The organism is Streptomyces sp. NPDC086077 (genome assembly GCF_040686175.1).
GTDB lineage: Bacteria > Actinomycetota > Actinomycetes > Streptomycetales > Streptomycetaceae > Streptomyces.
Genome location: NZ_JBFBJT010000130.1, coordinates 1 through 21,432, shown reverse-complemented (window position 1 = coordinate 21,432; position 21,432 = coordinate 1). Strand labels below are relative to the sequence as shown.

Sequence of the window (21,432 nt, the reverse complement as noted above, 5' to 3'; positions counted from 1 at the left end):
AACTCCTCCCCAGACCGGGCCGAAGCCCTCGTACGGCAGATCGCGGGCGACGGTGCCGGCCCGGTCACCGCACGCCGGCGGCGCTTGTCCGCCCCGCTCCGGGCGGCCCGTCGCCTCGCGGGCCGGGCCGGGGCCTGGGGCACCGCCCTGACCGTCCTGCTCTCCCTCACCGCCACCGGCCTCGGCGTGTACGCCGTGACGGGCCTCGCCGGCGGTTCCTCCGACTGCGCCCCGCCCCTCGAACTGCGCGTCCTGACCGATCCCGACCTGGAGGCGACGGTCGGCGCGGCGGCCGAGGCGTATCTGACGTCGGAGGCGAACACCACCGGCGACGGCTGCCGGCGCAGCGGCATCACCGTCTACAGCGCGGGCTCCGCCGACGCGGTCACCGCGCTGCGCCGCGAGTCGGGCGCGTGGCACGAGCCGCACGACGAGGGCCCCAACCCGCAGCGTGACGTCGGCCCGCAGCCCGACGTCTGGATCCCGGCCTCGCGGGCGGACGTCGCCCGGGTCACCGACGGCCAGGACACCGACGCGCTGGCCCGCCTGGAGCCGGACGACGGGGCGCTGGCGTACTCGCCGATCGTGTTCGCCGTGCCCACGCAACTGGCCGCCGACTCCCTGGACGAGCGGGTCGGCGGCCCTCTGACGGGGATGGTCGACGCCCTGCGCGAGCGGCACGCGCACGCCGAAGTGCGCCGGCCCGACCCGGAGTTCGCCGACGCGGCGCTGCTCGCCACCATCGGCCTGTACGGCACGGGCGCCGACCCCGGCCGGGTGGAGCAGCAGCTCGCCCCGCCGGGGCCGCCCTCTTCCACGGCCGCCGGCCTGCTGTGCGCGCTGCCCGACGACGACGCCGTCGACAACCGCACCGCCGCCCTCGTCCCGGAGTTCCTGATGAGGAGCGGCGTCGGCTGCGACCGGACGACCCGGAGCCCGCGCACCGCCCAGTACCCCGGCGACGTACCGGGCCTGGAACCCGTCTTCGTCCGGGTCCGGTGGGCGGGCGCCGACCTGGACCGGGCCGCGCGGGACGAGGCGGCGGAGGGCTTCCGGGCGTGGCTGGCGGGAGCGGGCGGGCGGGCCGCCTTCGGCGCGGCCGGTTTCCGCGCCGCCACCGAGGACCGGGCCCTGCTCGACACCGAGGAGATCGCCGACGGGGTGCTGCCCGCGCCGTCCCTGCTCATCGAGTCCGCAGGGCGGGACGCGATGGAGACGGCCCTGCGCAAGTACCGCGACGCGCGCGGGCCCGGCCGGGTGCTGTTCCTGCTCGACAGCTCGGGTTCGATGGCCGGGCTGTGGCGGGGGCCGAGCGGCGGCCCCGGGCTGCTGAAGGAGTCGCTGGGCGGGCTCGGCGCCCGCGACGAGTACGGCGTGTGGACGGTGGCGGACAGCGCACGGGACCGCTCCTACGAGACGCTGCTGCCCTTCGGGCCGCACAGCCGCCGGTCCGCCGAGGCCGCGATCGACGCCGGTGCCCGGATCCGGGACGCCGAGGCCGATCCGTACGCCGCCCTGGTGGCCGCGCTCGGCGAGATGGCCGAGCGGGGCGCCGACGACGACCGGCCCCAACTGATCGTGCACCTCACCGACGACGAGGACGCCGGCCGGCTCACCGGCGCCCGCCTCGACGACGTCCTGAGCCGGGCGCGCCTGACGGACGTGCCGATCACCACGGTGTCGCTGGTCGGCGGCGGCTGCGACGCGGGCAGGCCGGGCGCCCTGATCTCGACGGCGAGCGGCGGCCGCTGCCTGGACGCCGACGACGAACTCGGCACCGGCCTGAGCGCCGAGGTCGCCCGCACCGGAACGGGGGAGCAGTGATGATCCGACGGCTCGCGGCCCTGCTGGCCCTGCTGCTGCTCGCCGCCTGCACCGGCGGCGGGGACGGCACGCGGGCCGCGCCCACCGCCGACGTCCAGGGGGACATCGTGGTCGCCGGTGGGCGGGACGTCACCGGCAAGAACGGCATACGGCAGCAGCTCATCGACGCCTGGAACCGGCAGCAGGAGCGCGACGGCACCGGCTACCGGGCCCGCCTGGTCGAGCTGCCCGGCAGCGCCGACGAGCAGCGCAGCCAGCTGCTCGGCGCCCTCCAGTCGGGCAGTGCCTCCTACGACGTCGTCATCCTGGACGTGACGTGGGTACCGGAGTTCGCCGCCGCGGGGCTGGTCCGCCCGTTGCCCGGCGAGGTGCTCGACACGGACGTCGTCGAGTCCGTCGCGGGCACGGCCCGCTGGGACGGCGAGGTGTACGCGGTGCCGTTCAACAGCGACGTCGGGTTGCTCTACTACCGGCGCGACCACCTCCGCGACGGCGGCGTGCAGCGCACCGACCTCCGCGGCGGCCTCGACTGGCGGGAGCTGGAGGCCATGGCCGACTCCCTCGACGAGAACCCGCCCGAGGGCTACGAGAAGGGCTGGACCACCCAGCTCGCCGCGTACGAGGGCCGCACCGTCAACGCCGTCGAGGCGTTCGCGTCGGCCGTGCCCGGTCTCGCGCTCACCGACGCCGACGGCCACTACGACGCCACCGTCGAGGAACTGACCGAAGGCATCGCGGAGCTGCGCCGGCGCACCCAGGCGCCGTACCTCCTCCAGGACGCCGTGCACTCCGACGAGGCCGCGAGCCTCGGTGACTTCGCGGAGGGCCGCACCGCGTTCCTGCGGCACTGGCCGTACGCCTACTTCACCCTCCACCAGACGCTCACCGCCGACCGGCTCGGCGTGGCCCCGCTGCCCGGCCGGGCCGTCCTCGGCGGGCAGAACCTCGCGGTGACCGGCGCCTCGAAGCGGCCGGGGAAGGCGCAGGAGCTGATCAGGTACCTCACCGGCAAGGAGAGCGAGCGCTGCCTGCTGGACGCCGGGTTCGCGGCGACGCGCACCTCGGCGTACACGGACGACGCCGTACGCTGCGCCGTGCCGGCCGCGTCACCGTCCCTGTCCGGCGAGAGCGCCGACCGCACCCCGCGCGACGCCGCCGGCCGCCCCGCCTACGCCCGGAGCATCCTGCTCCCGGCCCTGCAGGACGCCGTGCACCGCCCGCGCACCGCGTCGTACGGCGCCTTCACCCAGACCTTCACGGGCCGGTTGGGCGCCCTGTTCGGGGACAGCCCGCCGGGGGACGCGGCACTGGCGGCGAGCCTGGACGAGGCGCTGAGGAAGGCACTGCCGGACTGACGCCGGGTCACAGGGGCGGCTGCGCGGGTGCGGGCCCGAGGGTGGTGGTGCCGGGGGCCGTACGGTGGCCCAGTCCCGTGCGGTACGCGTCCAGCGCCGCCTCCACCCGGCCGGTGCGGCGCAGCAGATCGCCCAGCAGCCGGCACAGGTCGGCCAGGTCACCGGCGGCGCCCGCGCGTTCCAGCAGGCTGAGGGCGCGGACGTAGTGCTCCTCGGCCGACTCGGTGTCCCTGGCGTCCTCGGCGATCCGCCCGAGCAGCCGGTGCGCGGCGGCGGCGTGCACGGCGCCGCGCTCGGAGGAGAGGTCGCCGAGCACCTCGTGCAGCTGGGCGGCGGCCTCCCCCGACTTGCCGCGCCGGTGCAGCACGTCGGCGAGTTCGACGGCGACCTGGCTGCTGTAGAGGGAGGCGCGCTTGGCGGAGAGCATGTCCTGGGCGGCGCGCAGTTCGGCCTCGGCGTGCTCCAGGTCGCCGTTCTGGGCGTGGACGTAGCCGCGCATCCAGTGGCAGTTGGCGAGTTCGGTACGGATCTGGAGCTGGCGGTACATCTCCGCGGCCTTGGCCAGCGAGGCGTCGGCCTCGGCGAGCCGGCCCTCGGCGACCAGGGTGCGGGCGACCTGCCGGTGCATCCGGGCGACCAGGGCGGGGTCGCCGGCCTGCGGCGCCAGGGCGAGCGCGAACTCGGCGGCCTGGGCGGCGCGGGCGTGGGCGCCCATGTCCATGTACGGGCCGATGGCGGCGGTGTAGAGCAGGAGCAGGGCGTCCGGGTCGTGCAGTCCGCCGCGGTTCAGCTCGTCGAGGGTGGATTCCAGGAGGTAGACGGCGTAGCGCAGTTCACCGGCGAGGTAGTGGGCGACGGCGCGGCCGCGCAGGGCGGGGACGCGGGCGGGCAGGGGGGCGTCCAGGAGCGTCTGCTCGGTGCGCTCGAAGTGCTGCCGGGCGGCGGTCAGGTCACCGGTGTCCAGCGCGCACTCGCCGAGCCCGAGCAGCGCGGCGGCCTGTTCCTCGACCAGCCCGTGCGTCTCCGCCTCCGCGAGGAGGGCGGCGTACCGCTCCCTGGCGTCCTCCGCTTCGCCGGTGGCGAGGGTGCGCTGTGCGCCGGTCAGCCGGAGCCTGAGGTCGGTCGCGAGGCCGGCGGGCCGGCCGGTGGCCAGCTCGTCGAAGGCGACGCCGAGCCGGTCGGCGAGATGGCGCAGCGCGTCGTCGGAGGGGCGGACGCGGCCGGCCTCCAGGGTGGAGATGTAGGCGGGGGTGTAGGCCGGTTCGGCCAACTGCCGCTGGGTGAGGCCGCGTTCGTGCCGCAGCTGCTGCACCCTGCGCCCGATGGTCTCAGGGTCGTCCCGCTTCGCCATGGGCTTAATCATGCCAGTAAGTGGACTTACGCCGAGGGTGGGTCGACGAGGAGGCCGGATCTGCTGGGAGTGGACGGACGGGTGGTCCGCCTGTCGCCGCCCGGGGCCGACGGGATTCGCCAACTCCCCTGGGCCCCCTTCCGGTTCGGCCTTGTCACCCCCTAGGTTAGGAACGAGATTAAGGCCGCTTAATCCCCCACTGTCGTTGCGGAGGTTGCCGTGCACGGACCCACATCCGCTCTCCACGAGCGGTCTTCCGCCCGTTACGCGCGGGCGTTCGCCGCGGCGGTCGTCGCGGCCGCGGCCCTGATCGCGGCGGCGAACGCGGGCCCGGCGCGGGCGTCCGAGCCGGTGCGGACGGTTGTGCAGGGGGAGCACGGATAGCCGCGCGCGCGGTTTGCGTGGGGTCACGTGCCTGGACGGGGCGGACGGGGCCGCAAGGGGGCGTTCCGGAGGGCCGTGACGTGCCGTGACGGCTGCCTCCCGCGTGGCTGGGCCTTTCACCCGCCACGCCCCACTGCATGCACATGCCCACCCCCCGGCCGTGGGTGGCGCACGCGGTTTCGGTCGGCCGGGCAGGGGTAGTCGGCCCTCGACTCCGGACTCGTGGGCCCCTGGCGCTGCGGCGCAGGATGCCGTCCCACGACGTCCGAGGAGGTCGTCCGAGGAGGGAGTCACCGTGCGGCCCAGGGACGAACCGGAAGGGGCGTGGGCCGCCGACGCGATAGCCGAGGGTGTCCGGGGCGCCGAGCCCGGCGAGATACCCCGCAGGCTGTGCCACGTCGCGGTCCGCCTGCTGCCGGTGGCCCGAGCGAGCGTGTCGCTCTGCAACGAGGGCATGCCCGTACCGCTGAGCGCGAGCGACGACCGTGCCGCGTACCTGATGGAGGTCCAGGCCACTCTGGGCGAGGGCCCCTGCCTGCACGCCGCGCGCACCGGGGCACCCGTGATCGCCGCCGACCTGGCGGGCGGCGGGGACACCGGCCGCTGGCCGGTCTTCGCCCAGCAGGCGACGGCGCTCGGGGTCCGGGCGGTGTACGCGCTGCCGCTCGGTGACGACGCGGGCTGTCTGGGCACGCTCGACCTCTACCGCGACGTACCCGGCGTGCTCAGTCCCGGCGAACTGCGCACCGCGTACCTCGTGGCCGGCGTCATGACGGTCGCCCTGATGTCGCTGCCCACCGGCGACGAGCACGGCAACCGCCCTCCGAACGGCCTCTGGCTCAGCGAACTGGCCACCGAGCACGACGAGGTCTACCAGGCCATCGGCATGGTCATGGCCCAGTTGGGCGTCGGCGCGGACGAGGCACTGGCACGGCTGCGGGGTCATGCCTTCGCGCGGGGCCTGACGGTGCTGGACCTGGCGCACGACGTGGTGGCGCACCGGGAGCGGTTCGAGCGGGACCGGTTCTGAGGCCTCAGACCGACACCCGGGCCTGCTTGCGCACCTCCGCGAGCCGTTCGGCCCCCAGCTCCGCGACCGCCTGGGTGACCTCGGTGAACACCTCGCCGAGCCCCCCGTTGGTGAGGGTGAAGGCGTCCTCGCCGACGCGGACGGCGGCGATGTCGAGGGTGAGGGTGGCGGTGTCGTTGCCGTTGGCGCGGGTGACCGTGATCCGCAGTCCCTGCCGCGCGTCACCGAGCTCAGGCAGCCCCGAGTCGGCGACCTGCACGCCCTGCACCACGCCGAGCGCGGTGGTGGCCGTGAACTGCCGGCACTTCTGCGGCAGGCTCCGCAGCCAGGCCAGCGCCGCGTCCACGTCCCCGGCGCGCTGGGCGGAGATCTGGTAGCGCAGCTGGGCGCCGGCGTATCCGTCGTCGAGGCCGACGACGGCGCGGGCGGGGGCACCGAGGAGTTCATCGCTGTAGAGCGCGTCGATCAGCCGCTGGCAGTCGGGCGTCCCGGCGGGGGTGGAGGCCTTGAGGAACCCGTCCCGCCACGTGGCGACGCCCTGCGTGGGCGCCCAAGGGTCCCCGAGGTCGGCCTCGGTGACGAGCGCGGACCGGGCCTGGGCGTCGGTGAGGGCGGAGGCGGACTGCGACGACGTGGAGGAACCGCTGGGCGAGCCGGCGGCGGTCCGGGGGGAGGACGCGTACCGCGCGACGTCGGAGGCGAGCCCGGAACAGCCGGTGACGGCGAGCAACCCGCTCGCCGACAGCACGGAGACGAGGAGCAGACGGGCGGCGGAGCGCGGACGCGGGCACGGGGTCATCGGGGTGCCTCCAGGAGAACTGCAGACGGGGACACGTCCACGGGACCACCTGAACCGACAGGCCACCAGCACGCCGGGCCGTACGGGGCGGTGGGTCGGGCCGGATGGGTGAGCGGGTTCGGCCGGGTGGGCCGGAGAGGACCGACCTCTGCGAGCTCCGCCCCGACAACCTCCTGACCGAACTTCTGTCGGAGGAATCCGCGTATGGTCGCGTCCACAGGAAGGGGTCGTAGCGGCCCGGTGGAAGGAGCCCCGCGTGAACGGTCAGCCCATCCCGGTGATCATCGACTGCGACACCGGAGTCGACGACGCCCTGGCCCTGCTCTTCGCCGTACGGCACCCGGCGATCGACCTGCGCGCCGTCACCTGTGTGGCCGGGAACACCGACGTGGACGGCGTCGTGCGCAACACGCTCACCGTGCTGGAGCAGGCCGGCGCCGGGGACGTGCCCGTGGCCCGGGGAGCCGCCCGGCCGCTGATCGAGGCGGCCCGTTCGGCCCGTGTGCACGGGCACGACGGGATGGGCGACCTGGGTCTGCCCGCCCCGGCCCGTACGCCGGTGGACGTGGACGCCGTGACGCTCCTGCGCCGCGAGATCCTCGCCTCCCCCAGGCCCGTGACCCTCGTCCCGACCGCCCCGCTCACCAACATCGCCCTGCTGCTGCGCACCCACCCGGAGGTCGCCGCCAACATCGAGCGGATCGTCTTCATGGGCGGCGCGGTGGCCGTCGGGAACGCGACGCCCGTCGCCGAGTTCAATGTGTGGCACGACCCGGAGGCCGCCGCGATCCTGCTCACCGCGGGCGTGCCGATCACGATGTACGGGCTGGACGTGTTCATGCGGGTCGTCGTGCCCGCCTCGGACGTACGGCGGCTGCGCGAGAGTTCAGAACCGGGTGCCCGACTCGGGGGCGAACTGCTGGCCCACCGGGGGCCGGGCACCGAGGAGGACCCGGCGGGCGGGCTCGGTGACGCGGGGGCCGTCTGCGCGGTCGTGGATCCCGCCGGGCTCACCACCCGTGCGCTGCCCGTCGAGGTGTCGCTCGCGCCGGGGCCGGCCCGGGGGCAGACCGTCGTCGACCTCCGGCCGCGGCCCGGCGAGGCCGAGATCCACGGCGAGGCGCGTGAACAGCCGCTGATCGAAGTGGCGTTGGACATCGACGAGGAGCGGTACGTGAAGCTGTGGCTGGCGACCGTGGAGGGCTAGGGCCAGTCGTCCGGACCGGGCCGGCGTCGGCGGCCGGCACGCTGCCCGACCGGCCCGCCGCGGATGCGGGCCTGTCCGCTTCGGCCTTCACTGGGGACAGGACGGTTCCTGGCGGGCTGGAGAGCTGGAGGCGGCATGGCCGGTTACCCGAGTCGATGGGTGGTCGCGGCGGCGCTGGTGGGAGTCATGGGCGCCGGCGCGGTGGCGTGCGGGGGCGGGGGCGACGGGCCGGGCGCGAAGGCCGGCGACGCCGCCTCGGCCCTGAGCTCGGCCGCCGTGCAGGCCTCCGACCTGTGGGCCTCGGCGTCGGCGGAGGCGGACCGCAAGCTCGACGAGATCAAGGGTGTCAACGCCAAGAACGAGGTCACGCTGGGTGAGCCGGCCACCGGCGATGACGGGCGCACGGCCGTCGAGGTCGAGGTGCGCAACACCGCCGACAGCGCGAAGTCCTTCGCCGTGCAGGTCAACTTCACCGACGCCGACGGACAGCTCCACGACGCCGTCGTCGTGACCGTCGCCGACGTGGCCGCGGGGCGGACCGGCAAGGGCACGGCCCGCAGCGCGCACCAGCTGTCCGGTGAGGTGAGCGCGAAGGTCGGGCGGGCGGTGCGGTACTGAGCGGGACCTGCCCGCGTGCGGTCGGGATCACCCGTACGGGGCAGTCCGCGGGCCCCTACTCCGGTCCGGTGACCTCCACGCAGGCCGGACGCAGCAGGAGGTCGCCGACCCGGTAGCCGGGGCGCAGGATCGCCGTGCAGGTCGGGCGGGCGGAGGACGCGCGGACGCGGTGGGCCAGCGCCTCGTGGCGGGACGGGTCGAAGGGATCGCCCACCTCCCCGAACGCCACCAGGCCCAGCGCCCCGGACCGGACCCGCAGCGTCTCGGAGATCTCCCGCAGCCCCGGTGTCATCGGCTCGTGCGCGCACGCCCGTTCCACCGCGTCCAGCACCGGCAGCAGCTCACGCAGCACGTTGGCCACCGCGATGTGCCGTACGGCGAGCCGGTCCCGGCGCACCCGCTTGCGGTAGTTGTCGTACTCGGCCTTCACGCGTTGCAGGTCGGCGGTGCGCTCGGCCAGTTCCGCGCGGGTGGTCCCGTCGAAGGCCCGGGTTCCGGTCATCCAGGCCACCTCCTCGTCGACCCCACGACGTCCGTCGCGTGCGAGCGGTGCCCACGACCCCTGGGTAAGCCGGAGGCCGCGGCTTGTCAAGGGGAGTGAGGGCGCTCCTAGCGGCCGAGCCAGACCGTGGTGTCCGGGCCCAGGCGCCCGTCGGGCTCCAGGGGCGCGCTGGACAGGAGGGGCTCCCCGGCCGGCAGGGGCACGGGCCCGCCGGAGAGGTTGGTCAGGCAGCGCCAGCCGTCGGAGCGGGCGAAGTGCAGGACGCCGGACGCGGTGTCGTCGGCCCAGGTCAGCGACTCGCCCTCCAGCAGCTTGCGGCGCAGCCGCAATGCCGTGCGGTACAGCTCCAGGGTCGAGCCCTCGGCCCCGTCCTGGGCCTCGACGGCGTACGACGCGAAGCTCGCCGGCTGCGGCAGCCAGGAACCGCCCGAGCCGAAGCCGTACGAAGGCCCGGTCGTCGTCCACGGCAGCGGCACCCGGCAGCCGTCACGGCCCTTGCGGACGTGCCCCGTCTGCTCCCAGATGGGGTCCTGGAGGACGGCGGTGGGCAGGTCGGCCACCTCGGGCAGACCGAGTTCCTCGCCCTGGTAGACGTACGACGAGCCGGGCAGCGCCAGCATCAGGAGCGTGGCGGCGCGGGCGCGGCGCAGGCCGGCCGCCGGGTCGACGGCGGGGGCGTTGCCGCCGGACAGCAGCCAGGCGTCGAGGTCCGTGCCGGGCGGGAGCACCAGCCGGGTGGCGTGGCGGACGACGTCGTGGTTGGACAGCACCCAGGTGGCGGAGGCGCCGGCCGCGTGGGCGGTGGCCAGGGACGCGGTGATGACCTCGCGCAGTTCCTCTGCGTCCCAACCGGCCTTCAAGTACTCGAAGTTGAAGGCCTGGCCGAGTTCGTCGGGGCGGGCGTAGAGGGCGCGGCGGGCGCCGGGGACCCAGGCCTCGGCGACGGCCATGCGGGGCGGGGAGTAGGCGTCGAGGATCTTGCGCCAGTCGCGGTAGATCTCGTGGACCTCGTCGCGGTCGTAGAAGGGGTGGCTGCCCGGGGGCATGTCCGCGAGGGCGGCCTCGTCGCTGAGCTCGGGGGCGCCGAGGTCGCGCAGCGGCTCACCGAGGTCCTTGGCGAGGGCGTGGGCCACGTCGACGCGGAAGCCGTCCACCCCGCGGTCGGACCAGAAGCGGAGGGTGGTGCGGAAGTCGGCGCGCACCTCCTCGTTCTCCCAGTTGAGGTCGGGCTGCTGGGGGGCGAAGAGGTGCAGGTACCACTGGCCGTCGGGGACGCGGCGCCAGGCGCTGCCGCCGAAGACGGACTGCCAGTCGGTGGGCGGGAGTTGCCCGTGGGCGCCGCGGCCGTCGCGGAAGACGTAGCGGTCGCGGGCGGCCGAGCCGGGACCGGCGCGCAGCGCCTCCTGGAACCAGACGTGCTGGTGGGAGGAGTGGTTGGGGACGATGTCGACGAGCACCTTCAGGCCCAGGCGGTGTGCCTCGTCGACCATGGCGCCGAAGTCGTCGAGGGTGCCGAGGCGGGGGTCGACGTCGCGGTGGTCGGCCACGTCGTAGCCGCCGTCGGCCAGTTCGGAGGGGTAGAAGGGGCTGAGCCAGAGGGCGTCGACACCGAGGGCGGCGAGGTGGGGGAGGCGCTGGGTGATGCCCCTCAGGTCGCCGAGGCCGTCACCGTCGGCGTCGGCGAAGCTGCGGGGGTAGACCTGGTAGATGACGGCCTGGCGCCACCAGTCGGGGCTCTTGGGGGAGAGGTCGGGAGTGGTCACTCGGGCTCCTGTGGGTGCGGCTGCTGTGCGGTCGGTCTGCTCTGCGCCGGACGATACGAGGACTTTGTCCACATCACCGGAAAGGTGAACCTCGGCGTGTGGGGGCGCGGGGGGCGGACGGGGCTCGGGCAGGGGGCTCGGAGGGAGTTGTTCCGTCTGTGGCCGCATGGTGAGGAATCGCCAACTCCCTTGCGAACGGGCGCCGCGTCGCTCGCGCTCTGCGCCGCTTCCGCCTCGGGCGCCTGGGCCACCGGGCCAGGGGGCGGTGACGGCTGGGGGCCGGCGGTCAGTACAAGCCCGGGACCGGGGCCGGGACGGTCACCGAGAGCGACCGCTGCGAGTTCTCGCTCGACGGCACGACCTTCCACGGTTCCGTGAAGGTCGACGACGTCAGCCTGCGGCCGACCGGCGACGGGAAGGTCCACGTCGAGGTCCGCACGGCCGGTGACGCGACGACCTGCACGGCCTCCCTCGCCTCCTACCTCGCGCACGGCGCCACCTTCGCCACCTCCGGTGAGCAGAAGTTCGTCGACTTCGACACGGCGACCGTCAAGCCGGGCCGGACCGAGTCGCTCGCCATCGCGGTACCCGACGCCGGGTGCTTCGCGCAGATCGACCTCAACCGCGGCGCGGTGAAGTACGACGGCCTCCTCGACGCGGGCGACGGCTTCCGGCAGCTGACGGTGACCCGGACCGCCTGACCCGGACCGCCTGACCCGACCCCGGACCCGGCTCACCCGAACCGGCCCACCCACCACCGGCCCGCCCCCACCCGGGCCCGGCCCCCGGTGGGTGCACCTTCGCGTTCCGGGAGCTCCGGGCACCGGCGACGGACCGACGTCAGCCCAGGCAGAGGACCAGTACGCAGAGCTGGGGCGGCGTGGACTGCGGGGGTGCGGGTGGTGTCGTTGCGGGGGCGGTGGGGGCCGTGCCGGTGTCGGCGGGGGGCGTGGCCGGTGTGGTCGGCTGTGGGGGTGTGGTGGGCGCGGGAGCCGGATCCGACGGGGCGTCGGGGGAGTCACTCCGGTGCTTCGGGGGCTGTGGCGCCGCGGGGATGGAGACCGGGGTCCGCGCACGGTCGCTCTGCGGGGCAGCGGACGTGGGGCGCCGCTGCGAGCGGCTCGCCGTGGAGCCGCCGTCCTCGGACTCCGTGGCGGCCGCGCGGGGCGCGGTGCGCCGCTCGTCCGGCTGGGTCTCCGTGGGACGTATTCGCTCCGCGGGCTGCCCGGGCGCGGTGTCCAGCGTCAGCTCGTCGGGTGCCGCTGCCGCCTGCGCGCGGTCGGTGGCGGCGCCGCGGTCCACGGTCGTGAGCGTCAGCCCGCCGCCGATCAGGGCGACCGCCGTCGCCACCAGGGCCCTGCGCTGGCTCTTCTTCAGGCGGATCCGCTGTCTGCGCCGGGCCGCGCGGCCGTCCCGCAGGGGGACCACCGCCGCCTCGGGCCCGGCCTCCGGGGCCGGTGGGACGTACGCCGACTCCGGCTCGTCGTGCCCCCGGGGCGCCGGTGCGATGTCCGGTGCGTAGGCGCCGCATCCGGGGCACACCAGGGCGCCGTTGAGATGCCGTCGGCACGAGGAGCAGTAGTCCATCTGCCAGTAGTCCATCTGCGCGGTCTTCCTGAGTCGACAGCCCCCGAACGGCCAGCAACGCTAACGACGGATCCCGGCCACTGTGTGCAGCCCCTGTGACGCTCCTGCACGGATTCGCCGGACCGCGGTCGCCTCCCGCGCACCTCGTTCGCACGAACCTCGGCATCAACAGGCAACCCGCACACCGGATTTACCTGTCTCACAGGGCGCTCACAGAGTCACGGCCGCCGGGCGCGTGGGGTGCGTCGGTTCAGCGGTGGCCGCGGGGACGTGGGCTGTCCGGTCCGATGCCGCCCACGGGCGGCACTCGAAGACGAGGAACCGATGACCAGTCAGCAACACCGCAATCGTGTGAAGCGTTCGGCGCTCGCCGCCGGCACCGCGCTCACCGTCGTCGTGGGTGGCGCCGCCGTCGCCTCCGGGGCCGACCCGGCGAGCACCACACCCGGCAAGCCGCAGCTCAGGCTGATCGCCGCGTCGAAGTCCGTGACCCTGGATCGCTGGGAGGGGGAGCCCGGGGTCTACCTGGACCTCGGCACGTACGTGACCGTCGACAACGCGCCACTGGAGTTCAAGGTGACGCGGAAGTCGTACAAGGACCCGGTGGTCGCCCAGCAGGTCCTGCGCGACGGCAACGGCGTCCAGACCAAGAAGCTGCCCGCCGGCCTGGTGAAAAACTTCTCCGGGCTGCCCGGCTTCCTGGAGGTGTCGATCAAGAACGCGGCCGGTGAGGAGGTCTCGAAGTCCAAGGGCACCTTCTGCCCGAACAACGCCTCCGGCCGGCTCCGCCCGGACGCCCCGGCGACCTCGCACTACCCGGAGAGCTGCCCCACGAACCCGTGGACGCTGGGCTCCGTGTGGGGCGTGGAGAAGGGATGGGCGTCCAACTCCAGCACCGTCGACTACGACAAGCCGGTGGACCTGCCGGCCGGGGAGTACACCGCGAAGGTCTCGGTGGCGAAGAAGTACCGCGACCTGTTCGGCATCCCGAACGACCAGCCGACCGTCAAGGTGACCGTCCGCCAGATCAGTGACGAGGGCGGCGGCGAGGGCGCGGCCGCCTCGCGCTCCGGCGCGCTGCACAGCGGCCATGGCGGCGGCCACCGGGCGCACAGCGGGCACGGCGCCGCCGCGCAGGACGCCCACACCGCCCACCACTACGGCCCGCGGGGCGCCGACGCCCCCACCCCGCCCCAGCTGTCGCACGCCATGGAGGACCGCGGCCGTGCCCCTCACCTGGGCGACGGGCCGGGCCACACCGACGGCTCGCGGGTCGCGCCCGCGCTGAGGCCCAACGCCGAGCGGCCCACCGGGCGCGCGGGCGTCCCGGCCGACGTGCCCAAGCCCGACCTGCGTTCGCTGCCGGCGTGGGACATCGCCATCACGGACGGCGAGGACGGTGACGTACCGGGCAAGGACTACCTCGCGTTCAGCGCGAACGTGTGGAACGCCGGGCCCGCCCCGCTCGTCGTGGACGGGTTCCGCAGCCCGGGCGCCGATCTGATGGACGCCTACCAGTACTTCTACGACGCGAACGGCAAGCAGATCGGGTACACGCCCACCGGCACCATGGAGTGGGACCCGCGCGTCGGGCACGAGCACTGGCACTTCACGGACTTCGCCAGCTACCGCCTGCTGAGCGCTGACCAGACGAAGGAGGTGCGCAGCGGCAAGGAGGCGTTCTGCCTGGCCAACACCGACGCCGTGGACTACACGGTGAAGAACGCCAACTGGCACCCGTACAACACGGACCTGTCGACCGCGTGCGGTCAGCAGAACTCCATCTCGGTGCGGGAGGTGCTCGACGTCGGCTCCGGCGACACGTACACCCAGTACCGTCCGGGCCAGTCCTTCGACATCACCGACCTGCCGAACGGCACGTACCACATCCAGGTGATCGCGAACCCGGAGAAGCGGCTCAAGGAGACCAACCTCGGCAACAACGTCGCCCTGCGCAAGGTCGTCCTCGGCGGCGAACCGGGCGCCCGCACGGTCAAGGTCCCCCCGCACCACCTGATCGACGCCCCGTGACCGACCTCGCGTGACCGCTCCACGGACGCCCCCGGCCGCCGTGCCGGGGGCGTTCCCCGGCGCGCCCGCCGTTTCTTCCGCCACACCTGAGCGTTGGTCCCGATGTGCACTGAGCGATGCCCAGCAGACACGGGCGCCTAGCCGGTCGTCTCCCGTGGGCAGACGAACGGAGAATGCTGTGCGAATGACGGACATCCAGCGCTGCGAGATCCGCCCCGGGCGGCTCGTGGAGTGGACGCTGCACCCGGCGGCGGTACGGGCCGCGGCCGACATGCCGGATGACTCCCGGCCGCCGGCGTACGTCCAGGAGTCGCACGTGCGCACCGCGCGTTCCGTGCGTGAGGACGGCCTGTTCGTGCCGACCTGGCTCGGCGCCGCCTTCGACATCCCCGGCCAGGTCGACCTCGGCGTGCTCCAGGAGGCCCTGCGGGCCTGGACGCTGCGGCACGAGACGCTGCGCAGCGGATTCCGCTGGATCGGTGACGACATGCGGCGCTTCACCCTCGACGCGGACGCGGTCGTCCTGCACCGCGAGGACCGGGGCGCCTACGGTGAGGCGGCCAGGCTGACCCGGTATCTGCAGGACCGCTTCGACACCGTGGCGGACGCGCTCAGCTGGCCCAACTTCATCTACACCGCCGTCGTCCGGGACGACGGCACCAGCGTCTACATGGCGTTCGACCACAGCAACGTCGACGCACACTCCATCCACCGCATCCCCGCCGAGATCCACGAGCTGTACGCCTCCGCCCTCGACGGCCGCCGCCTCGACGCACCCCCGGTCGCCAGTTACGTCGACTTCTGCGCCCTCGAACGCACCGAGGCCGACCGCCTCGACGACACTCACGAAATCGTCGGCCGCTGGCGGGAGTTCATCGTCCAGTGCGACGGCAAGCTGCCCAACTTCCCCGTGGAACTCGGCCTCGATCCCGAAGGGCCGCTTCCGACGCAGAAGTTCATGCAGGAGATGCTCGTCGACGACGCCGACGCCGCCGCCTTCGAGGCGTACTGCCGCCCCTACGGCGGCAGCCTGGTCGGTGTGCTCGCCGCGACCGCGCTCATCGTCCGTGAGATCGGCGGCCAGCAGGTGTACCGCACGGTGGTGCCCTTCCACACCCGCGTCCGCTCCCAGTGGTCGGACTCCGTCGGCTGGTACGTCGGCGGCGCCCCGATCGAGGTCCCGGTCGCCGAGGCGCCCGACTTCGACAGCACCCTGCGCATGGTCCGCGCCGCCCTGCGCGAGAACCGCCCGCTGTCGCGCAAACCCATCGCACGCGTCCTGAAGCTCCTGGGCGCCGACTTCCGTCCCACCTCCCCCGACCTGTACTCGATCGTCTCCTTCGTCGACGCCCGCGCCACCACCGGCTCCGAGCAGTGGCAGGACCTGAAGGCCTACGGCCTGATCCGGGTGTCGTACGGCGACCAGGTCTGCGTCTGGCTGACCCGCCTCCACGAGGGCCTCCAGCTCGCCAGCCGCTACCCGGACACCGACATCGCGCGCAAGAACATGCGGCTGTTCACCGAGCGACTGCGCGAGCACGTCGTCACCGTGGCACGGGAGGCCCTCGTCGCCGGCCGCTCCGGCGTACGCCCCGCACCCCACGGGTAGGGGACCCGTGTGACGGACCGGGGGGAGCAGGGGCTGGACGCGGCGCGTGTCGCCGAGGTCCTCGTCGGCGGGCCGCGGGGGCGCCCGGGGCGGCGCGGGTCCGGGTACCGGGTGTCCGGTCACTGTGTGCTGACGGCCGCCCATGTCGTGGCCGGGCCCGTCGACCGGCTGGGCGTCCGCTTCGACGCCGACCTGCCCGGCGAATGGGGCGCCGACGCCCGTGTGGTTCTGCTGGACGAGGCCGCCGACGTCGCCCTGCTGGAGCTGACCGGTACCCCGCCCGGCCTTCCCGCCGTCCCCCCGCCCCGGTACGCCGCCGTCCCGGACGCCGACCTGGTGCTGCCCTTCAGCGCCATGGGCTTCCCCCGCTTCAAGCTCCGCCGGGACACCGCTGCGTCCCCGGGCGGCGGCCCGCCCGGCCGGTACCGCGACTCGTGCCACGTCTCCGGCACCGTCTCCGTGCTGTCCAACCGCCGCGAGGGCACGCTCGAACTGGCCGTCGTCGTCCCGCCCGCCGACGTCGAACCGGAACGCTCCCCGTGGGAGGGCATGTCCGGCGCGGCGGTCTGGTGCGGGGGCGCGGTGATAGGTGTGGTCGGTGTGCACCACCGTGCCGACGGGCTGGGCAGGCTCGCGGCCCGACGGGTGGAGCGGTGGTACGACGTCCTGTCGTCCGACGCGCTGGAGCGGCTCGGGAGCCACGCCGGACTGCCGCCGCGCGAGGCGCTCGGCTCCGCCGACGGTACGGCCGTTCCCCGCCCGGTCGCCCCCCTGACCGGGCTGCCCGGCGAACTGCCACTGCGCGAACTGGTCGACCTCGTGGACGCCCTCACCGCCCTGCCCCTGCTGCGGGGCCCGAACGGCATGACCCTGCTGCTGGACAGCATCACCGACCGGATCGCCGCCAACAGCCCCCGTGACCCCCGGCTGCGCATGGACGTCTACGGCGTCGTGCGCACCTGCCTGCGCTATCCGGGCACGCTCGACCAGCTCCTGGAGGCCGTACGGCTGCTGGAGGGCCCGTCGCCGGAAGTGGACCGGGTCGACCGGGCCGCCGCCCTGCTGGCCGTGCGCCACCGCTGACGTGATCTCGCGGGGCGGCCGGGATGTGGGGTTTCGACTTGCTGTCCGCTGGGTCATGATGGTTGGGAGCCGACAGCGCTGACTCGTAGGCACGGGAGGGGACTTGGCAGCCGTGGAGCAAACGATGCCTGCCGTCGAGTCGTGTCTCGTCGATCTGTCGGGGGTCTCCCTGCACGCGCTGCGTTCCATGGACGGCCCGGACTTCACCGAGTCGCTGGAGCGACTGCTGCACCACATCGACGGACCGCAGGGCATCACGGCCGGGGGCTACAACGGCTCCCGGCTCGACGACTCGACGAGGTGACCGGGGTGCGGTGGGGGATGATCCGTGGCCGCTGACGCCACGACGACGGGAGATCACCTGCCCTTCCACCGGCTCTCGGCGGCCGGCGTCCAGGCTCTGGCGCGCGGCGAGGGCGACGACGCGGTGGTGGAGGCGCTGCTCGGCGCGGAGCGCAGCCGACGCCTGTTGCTGATGCGGGCCCTGGACAACGCGCTCGGCCGGGGCGGGATCGCGCCGCTGTCGCACTCCGACGCGTGGGCGCTGCTGGAGCGCGCCCAGCAGGCGGCGCCCGAGGCGTTCGAGCACGTCCTGATGTCCCCCAACACCGGTATGTGGGTCTCCCTCGCGGTGCGCGCGGCCCGGGGGCGGGCCACGGACGCGGAGGACGTGCCGGAGTGGGTGGTCACCGGGTATCTGTCCGCGCTGGCCGCGGCGGCCGGGGCGCGCGCCGGGCTGGACTTCTCGATCACCGTGCCGGTACGGCACGGGCTGGTGCCGCTGCCCACGCTGGGCTGCGCGGTCCTGCCGGAGCGGGAGCCGTGGAGCACCGCACGGGTGACGGGCCACGCGGGTCGGTTACGGATCACCGGGACCGCCGGGGACGCCGGAGACGTGGAGGTCGCGCCCGGCTGGGATCTGCCGACGGCGCACTGGACGCCGGTGCGGCGGCTGACGTTGGCGGCCGCCGGGCCCCTCGTGGTGGAGGAACTGGACCCGTACCGCACGTTCCCCCGGCCCACCGAGCCCCGGCCGATGCCCGAGGCAGAGGCGGCGTCCTGGTCGACGCTGCTCGCCGGTGCCTGGGACATCCTCCGCCGCGACGACCCGGTGACCGCCGCAGCCATGAGGCGAGGCCTGATGTCGATCGCCCCGACCCCGGCGAGAGAAAGGTTTCGGCCGTACAGCTGCACGTCGGCGGCCGCCTTCGGCGGGGTCGTCGCCTCCCGCCCGGACGACGCCGTCCAGCTCGCCGCGACCCTGGTGCACGAGTTCCAGCACATCAAGCTCGGCGCCCTGATCAACCTGGGTCCCCTGACCGAGCCGCCGCCCGGCCCCGGGATGCCGGAGGAACTCTTCCACGCCCCCTGGCGCGACGACCCCCGCCCGCTGGGCGGCCTCCTCCAGGGCATCTACGCCTTCCTGGGCGTCGCCGGCTTCTGGCGCACCCACCGTCACACCGCCGCCCCGGCGTATGTGCCGCTGGCCCACTTCGAGTTCGCGCTGTGGCGCGGCCAGGTGTGGTCGGTGCTGAACCGGGTGCACGGCCACAAGCTGCTCACCCCCCTGGGCCGGTACCTCCTGGACTGCCTGCGGGAGCGCTGCGCGCAGTGGATGACGGAGGAGGTCCCGGCCGCCGAACTGACCCTGGCCGAGCGGGTCGCCGCCGACCATCTCGCCCGCTGGCGCGCCCACCATCTGCGCCCGCCCGCCGCCGCCGTCGAGGAGGCGGTACGCGCCCGGCTGCAGGGCGCCGAGCGCCCACCGTCCGCCCTTTCCGCCGAGCCCACCCTGGTCCCCGACACCGAGGTCCGCTTCCTCGACACCGCGGCCGTTCTCGCCCGGCACCTCCTCACCGGACCGCAGGGCGCCCTGCGGACGGCGGCCGCGACCGTCGAGGGCGCCGACCAGGCCGACGCCCTGCTGGTCGCCGGTCACCACGAGGCGGCCCGGGACGCGTACACGGCCCGCCTGTCCGGCAAGGAGGCACCGGTGGCCGCCTGGGCGGGCCTGGGCCGGGCCCTCGCCACGGACCCGTCCCGGCAACGGGCGGCCCGCCTCCTGCTCCGCCACCCGGAACGCGCACGGGCCGTCCAGGACGCCCTGCTCACCACGACCGGCCACGCCGCCGACCCCGTGGAACTGGCGGAGTGGCTTGGACAGGACCTGGACGACCAGTCGTGCCGCCCCACCGTCCTGACCGCGCCGTAGTTCCGTCCGGCTACAGCGGAAGCGGGTCGATGTCGCAGTTCGCCCGCTGTCCCTCCTGGAACTGAGCTGTCGCCGGGTGGCCCACGCCCGACTCGAACTCCAGGTGGGGGGCGTCGAGGACGCGGATCATGCGCTCCAGGGTGTCCGCGCGCAGCGCGGCGCCCTGGGCCTCGTCGCCGGCCGAGGTCAGGTCCATCGACAGGTTGCCCGCGCACATCAGCGTGGTGGGGTGGTCCTCGCCGAAGGTGGACCGGCACAGCGCGAGGGTGTCCTCGCCACGGCCGCGGGCCTCCTCGTGCCGGCCGAGGGCGGCGAGATCGCTGGCCAGGTTGATGGCGCAGATCAGGGCCAGCGGGTGGCCCGCGCCGAGGCGGTCGGCGAGGGAGCCGAGGGCCGTCTCGTCGAGGCGGTGGGCCTCCTCCGGCCGGCCCAGCAGACGCAGCGTGACGGCCAGGTCGACGTCCGCGGAGAGCACGTGCGGGTGGTGCTGGTCGTAGATCTGCCGGTAGCCCTCGCAGGCCTTCAGGCCCCGGGTCCGGGCCGCCTGGAGGTCGCCGTTCTGCCGCAGCGCCACCGACAGGGTGAGGGCGGCGGCCAGCGACTGGGGGTGGGTGTCGCCGTAGCGGCGGGTGAACTGGGCGTGCGCCTCGGTGGCCAGTTCCAGCGAGCGCAGGTGGTCGCCCTCCTTGCGGCAGGCCTCGCTCAGCTGGCGCATGGTCTCGATCGTCGTCGGGTTGCCGTGGCCGAACACGTCGCGGCAGGCGACCAGCACGGGTTCCTGGAGCGAGCGCGCACCGACGTAGTCGCCGGTCTCACGGACGTCGATGGCGACGCTGTTCTCGGTGATCAAGGTGCGCCGGTCCTCGCGGCCGAACAGCCGCAGCTTCAGGGCCAGTGTGCGCTGGTCGAGTTCGAGGGCCTGGCGGAAGTCACCCGCGAGACGCAGGCTCACGCCGAGGTTGTGGGTGATGTTCAGGGTGGTCGGGTCCTCGTCGCCGAAGGCCCTGCGGGCGCGCTCGTAGGCGACTCTGTCCAGCTCGGCGCCGGTGGCGAAACGGCCCTCGACACGGCGTACGGCGGCTTCCAGCTGAAGGACGTTGAGGGCGTCCTCGCGGTTGTCCTCCTGGTCGGTGGGCGCGGTGCGTTCGTACACCTCGCGCAGATGCGCCACCAGACGGGCCGCGTCGTCGAACCGGCCCACCACCCAGTACATGTAGCAGAGCCAGTGGCCCATCAGCAGGGTCTGCTGGTCCTCCTCGCCGAAGATGGCCGTCCAGGACTCCCAGGCCTGCTCGGAGAAGTCGACCGACACGTCGTGGTCGCCCCAGTAGTACAGGTACTCGGCGATGTTCCGGACCAGCTGACGCACCCACGGCTGGTCGGACTTCATCGCGTCGGAGGCGATGACATGGCTGTACAGCTCCGCGTACCGAGGCCAACTCGCTGGGCTCTCGGGTGACTTGGGGTCGGCGGCCGCCAGCAGGGTGTGGGCGCCATGGCGCATGCGGGACTGCTCCTCCGGGGTCATGCGGTTGTTCAGAACGAGCTGCACCAGGCGGTGCATCTCGATCGAGTTCGTGCGATGGTCGATACGGGCGAGGGAGTAGCGGTTCACCTCCCTTATCGCCCGGGCGAGCCGCATCGGGTCGTTCAGTGCCGCGTCCAGCTCCGGGAAGATGCTGCTGTTGCCGAGGCCGGAGAAGATCGACCGGGAGATCGGGTCGGGGGCGAAGTAGGAGCACAGCTGCAGCAGCCGCAGCGCGGCCGGGCTGCGGGTCTCCAGATGGTCGAGGGAGACGTTCCAGGCGGCCGCGACCGGCAGTTGGTAGTCCGGCGGCGGGGCCACCTCCAGCAGCTCCATGCGCTTGTTCTCGAACAGCCGCAGATACTCCGAGGCGGGCATCCCGGTCTCCGCCCGCCAGGCCGCGGCCTGTTCCAGGGCCAGCGGCAGGTCGCCGAGCGCCTCGGCCAGCGCGTCGGCCTCACCGTCCCGCAGCGGCGGGCCGGAGCGGCGCAGCAGTTCCGTGCTCTCCTCACGGGTGAACACGTCCACTTCGAGGGAGCCGCCGACCTGGCC

General features: G+C 74.1%; 17 protein-coding genes and 1 pseudogene. 12 read left to right on the top strand and 6 right to left on the bottom strand.

The annotated features are described in order from the left end of the window. Positions 1-1,824 (top strand): vWA domain-containing protein (locus tag AB0O67_RS28880; protein ID WP_365456111.1); only part of this gene is annotated, 1,824 nt, incomplete at its 5' end. Continuing rightward, a complete protein-coding gene (locus tag AB0O67_RS28875) occupies positions 1,824-3,179 on the top strand; it encodes an extracellular solute-binding protein (protein ID WP_365456108.1) in 1,356 nt (451 codons plus the stop codon). The genes AB0O67_RS28880 and AB0O67_RS28875, both read left to right, overlap by 1 nt. A gap of 7 nt (positions 3,180-3,186) precedes the next feature. On the opposite strand, the gene AB0O67_RS28870 is transcribed toward AB0O67_RS28875, so the two are convergent. Continuing rightward, positions 3,187-4,530: a helix-turn-helix domain-containing protein gene (locus AB0O67_RS28870; RefSeq protein WP_365456105.1), complete on the bottom strand. Its 1,344-nt coding sequence runs from the start codon at positions 4,528-4,530 to the stop codon at positions 3,187-3,189. Between the two features lie 219 nt (positions 4,531-4,749). Here AB0O67_RS28870 and AB0O67_RS28865 point away from each other — a divergent pair, with 219 nt between their 5' ends. Next, positions 4,750-4,914, top strand: a complete 165-nt coding sequence (locus tag AB0O67_RS28865) for a hypothetical protein (protein WP_365456102.1) — start codon at positions 4,750-4,752, stop codon at positions 4,912-4,914. Between the two features lie 295 nt (positions 4,915-5,209). Then, positions 5,210-5,944: a GAF and ANTAR domain-containing protein gene (locus AB0O67_RS28860; RefSeq protein WP_365456099.1), complete on the top strand. Its 735-nt coding sequence runs from the start codon at positions 5,210-5,212 to the stop codon at positions 5,942-5,944. Positions 5,945-5,948: 4 nt separating this feature from the next. On the opposite strand, the gene AB0O67_RS28855 is transcribed toward AB0O67_RS28860, so the two are convergent. Beyond that, positions 5,949-6,743, bottom strand: a complete 795-nt coding sequence (locus AB0O67_RS28855) for a hypothetical protein (RefSeq protein ID WP_365456096.1) — start codon at positions 6,741-6,743, stop codon at positions 5,949-5,951. Between the two features lie 256 nt (positions 6,744-6,999). Between AB0O67_RS28855 and AB0O67_RS28850 the strand changes: the two genes are divergently transcribed. Together AB0O67_RS28850 and AB0O67_RS28845 are read left to right on the top strand one after the other, a co-directional pair. Beyond that, positions 7,000-7,950, top strand: a complete 951-nt coding sequence (locus AB0O67_RS28850) for a nucleoside hydrolase (RefSeq protein ID WP_365456093.1) — start codon at positions 7,000-7,002, stop codon at positions 7,948-7,950. A 135-nt stretch (positions 7,951-8,085) separates the two neighbouring features. Beyond that, positions 8,086-8,568 carry a hypothetical protein gene (locus tag AB0O67_RS28845; RefSeq protein WP_365456091.1) on the top strand — a complete coding sequence of 161 codons (483 nt, stop codon included), beginning with the start codon at positions 8,086-8,088 and terminating at the stop codon, positions 8,566-8,568. Positions 8,569-8,623: 55 nt separating this feature from the next. Here AB0O67_RS28845 and grpE read toward each other — a convergent pair whose 3' ends face one another. Both grpE and AB0O67_RS28835 read right to left on the bottom strand, forming a co-directional pair. Then, a complete protein-coding gene (grpE, locus tag AB0O67_RS28840) occupies positions 8,624-9,070 on the bottom strand; it encodes a nucleotide exchange factor GrpE (protein WP_365456088.1) in 447 nt (148 codons plus the stop codon). A gap of 107 nt (positions 9,071-9,177) precedes the next feature. Further along, positions 9,178-10,833, bottom strand: coding sequence for an alpha-amylase family glycosyl hydrolase (locus AB0O67_RS28835; RefSeq protein ID WP_365456085.1), 1,656 nt, complete (start codon positions 10,831-10,833; stop codon positions 9,178-9,180). A 156-nt stretch (positions 10,834-10,989) separates the two neighbouring features. On the opposite strand from AB0O67_RS28835, the pseudogene AB0O67_RS28830 reads away from it, so the two are divergent. Next, positions 10,990-11,504: pseudogene (locus tag AB0O67_RS28830) on the top strand (hypothetical protein); the annotation flags it as partial. A 169-nt stretch (positions 11,505-11,673) separates the two neighbouring features. Here AB0O67_RS28830 and AB0O67_RS28825 read toward each other — a convergent pair. Further along, complete coding sequence (locus tag AB0O67_RS28825) at positions 11,674-12,435, bottom strand: hypothetical protein (protein ID WP_365456082.1); 762 nt, start codon at positions 12,433-12,435, stop codon at positions 11,674-11,676. Positions 12,436-12,744: 309 nt separating this feature from the next. Between AB0O67_RS28825 and AB0O67_RS28820 the strand changes: the two genes are divergently transcribed. The 5 genes from AB0O67_RS28820 (at position 12,745) to AB0O67_RS28800 (ending at position 19,355) form a co-directional block, all read left to right on the top strand. Then, a complete protein-coding gene (locus AB0O67_RS28820) occupies positions 12,745-14,451 on the top strand; it encodes a lysyl oxidase family protein (RefSeq protein ID WP_365456079.1) in 1,707 nt (568 codons plus the stop codon). Between the two features lie 184 nt (positions 14,452-14,635). Beyond that, complete coding sequence (locus AB0O67_RS28815; protein ID WP_365456076.1) at positions 14,636-16,060, top strand: condensation domain-containing protein; 1,425 nt, start codon at positions 14,636-14,638, stop codon at positions 16,058-16,060. Between the two features lie 9 nt (positions 16,061-16,069). Then, entirely contained in the window at positions 16,070-17,143 is a 1,074-nt protein-coding gene (locus AB0O67_RS28810) for a trypsin-like peptidase domain-containing protein (protein WP_365456073.1), read from the top strand. Positions 17,144-17,267: 124 nt separating this feature from the next. Continuing rightward, on the top strand, positions 17,268-17,447 hold the full coding sequence (locus tag AB0O67_RS28805) for a hypothetical protein (protein WP_365456070.1): 180 nt from the start codon (positions 17,268-17,270) through the stop codon (positions 17,445-17,447). A 24-nt stretch (positions 17,448-17,471) separates the two neighbouring features. After that, positions 17,472-19,355 carry an HEXXH motif domain-containing protein gene (locus AB0O67_RS28800; protein WP_365456067.1) on the top strand — a complete coding sequence of 628 codons (1,884 nt, stop codon included), beginning with the start codon at positions 17,472-17,474 and terminating at the stop codon, positions 19,353-19,355. Between the two features lie 10 nt (positions 19,356-19,365). Here AB0O67_RS28800 and fxsT read toward each other — a convergent pair. After that, a partial coding sequence (gene fxsT / locus AB0O67_RS28795) for an FxSxx-COOH system tetratricopeptide repeat protein (protein ID WP_365456064.1) occupies positions 19,366-21,432 on the bottom strand: 2,067 nt, incomplete at its 5' end.

What these genes read in the sequence shown, in the direction of transcription:
- AB0O67_RS28875 (WP_365456108.1), top strand. Translation starts at nt 1,824, where the DNA reads ATGATCCGACGGCTCGCGGCCCTGCTGGCCCTGCTGCTGCTCGCCGCC.
- AB0O67_RS28870 (WP_365456105.1), bottom strand. Translation starts at nt 4,530, where the DNA reads ATGGCGAAGCGGGACGACCCTGAGACCATCGGGCGCAGGGTGCAGCAG.
- AB0O67_RS28855 (WP_365456096.1), bottom strand. Translation starts at nt 6,743, where the DNA reads ATGACCCCGTGCCCGCGTCCGCGCTCCGCCGCCCGTCTGCTCCTCGTC.
- AB0O67_RS28845 (WP_365456091.1), top strand. Translation starts at nt 8,086, where the DNA reads ATGGCCGGTTACCCGAGTCGATGGGTGGTCGCGGCGGCGCTGGTGGGA.
- grpE (WP_365456088.1), bottom strand. Translation starts at nt 9,070, where the DNA reads ATGACCGGAACCCGGGCCTTCGACGGGACCACCCGCGCGGAACTGGCC.
- AB0O67_RS28825 (WP_365456082.1), bottom strand. Translation starts at nt 12,435, where the DNA reads ATGGACTACTGGCAGATGGACTACTGCTCCTCGTGCCGACGGCATCTC.
- AB0O67_RS28820 (WP_365456079.1), top strand. Translation starts at nt 12,745, where the DNA reads ATGACCAGTCAGCAACACCGCAATCGTGTGAAGCGTTCGGCGCTCGCC.
- AB0O67_RS28815 (WP_365456076.1), top strand. Translation starts at nt 14,636, where the DNA reads ATGACGGACATCCAGCGCTGCGAGATCCGCCCCGGGCGGCTCGTGGAG.
- AB0O67_RS28805 (WP_365456070.1), top strand. Translation starts at nt 17,268, where the DNA reads ATGCCTGCCGTCGAGTCGTGTCTCGTCGATCTGTCGGGGGTCTCCCTG.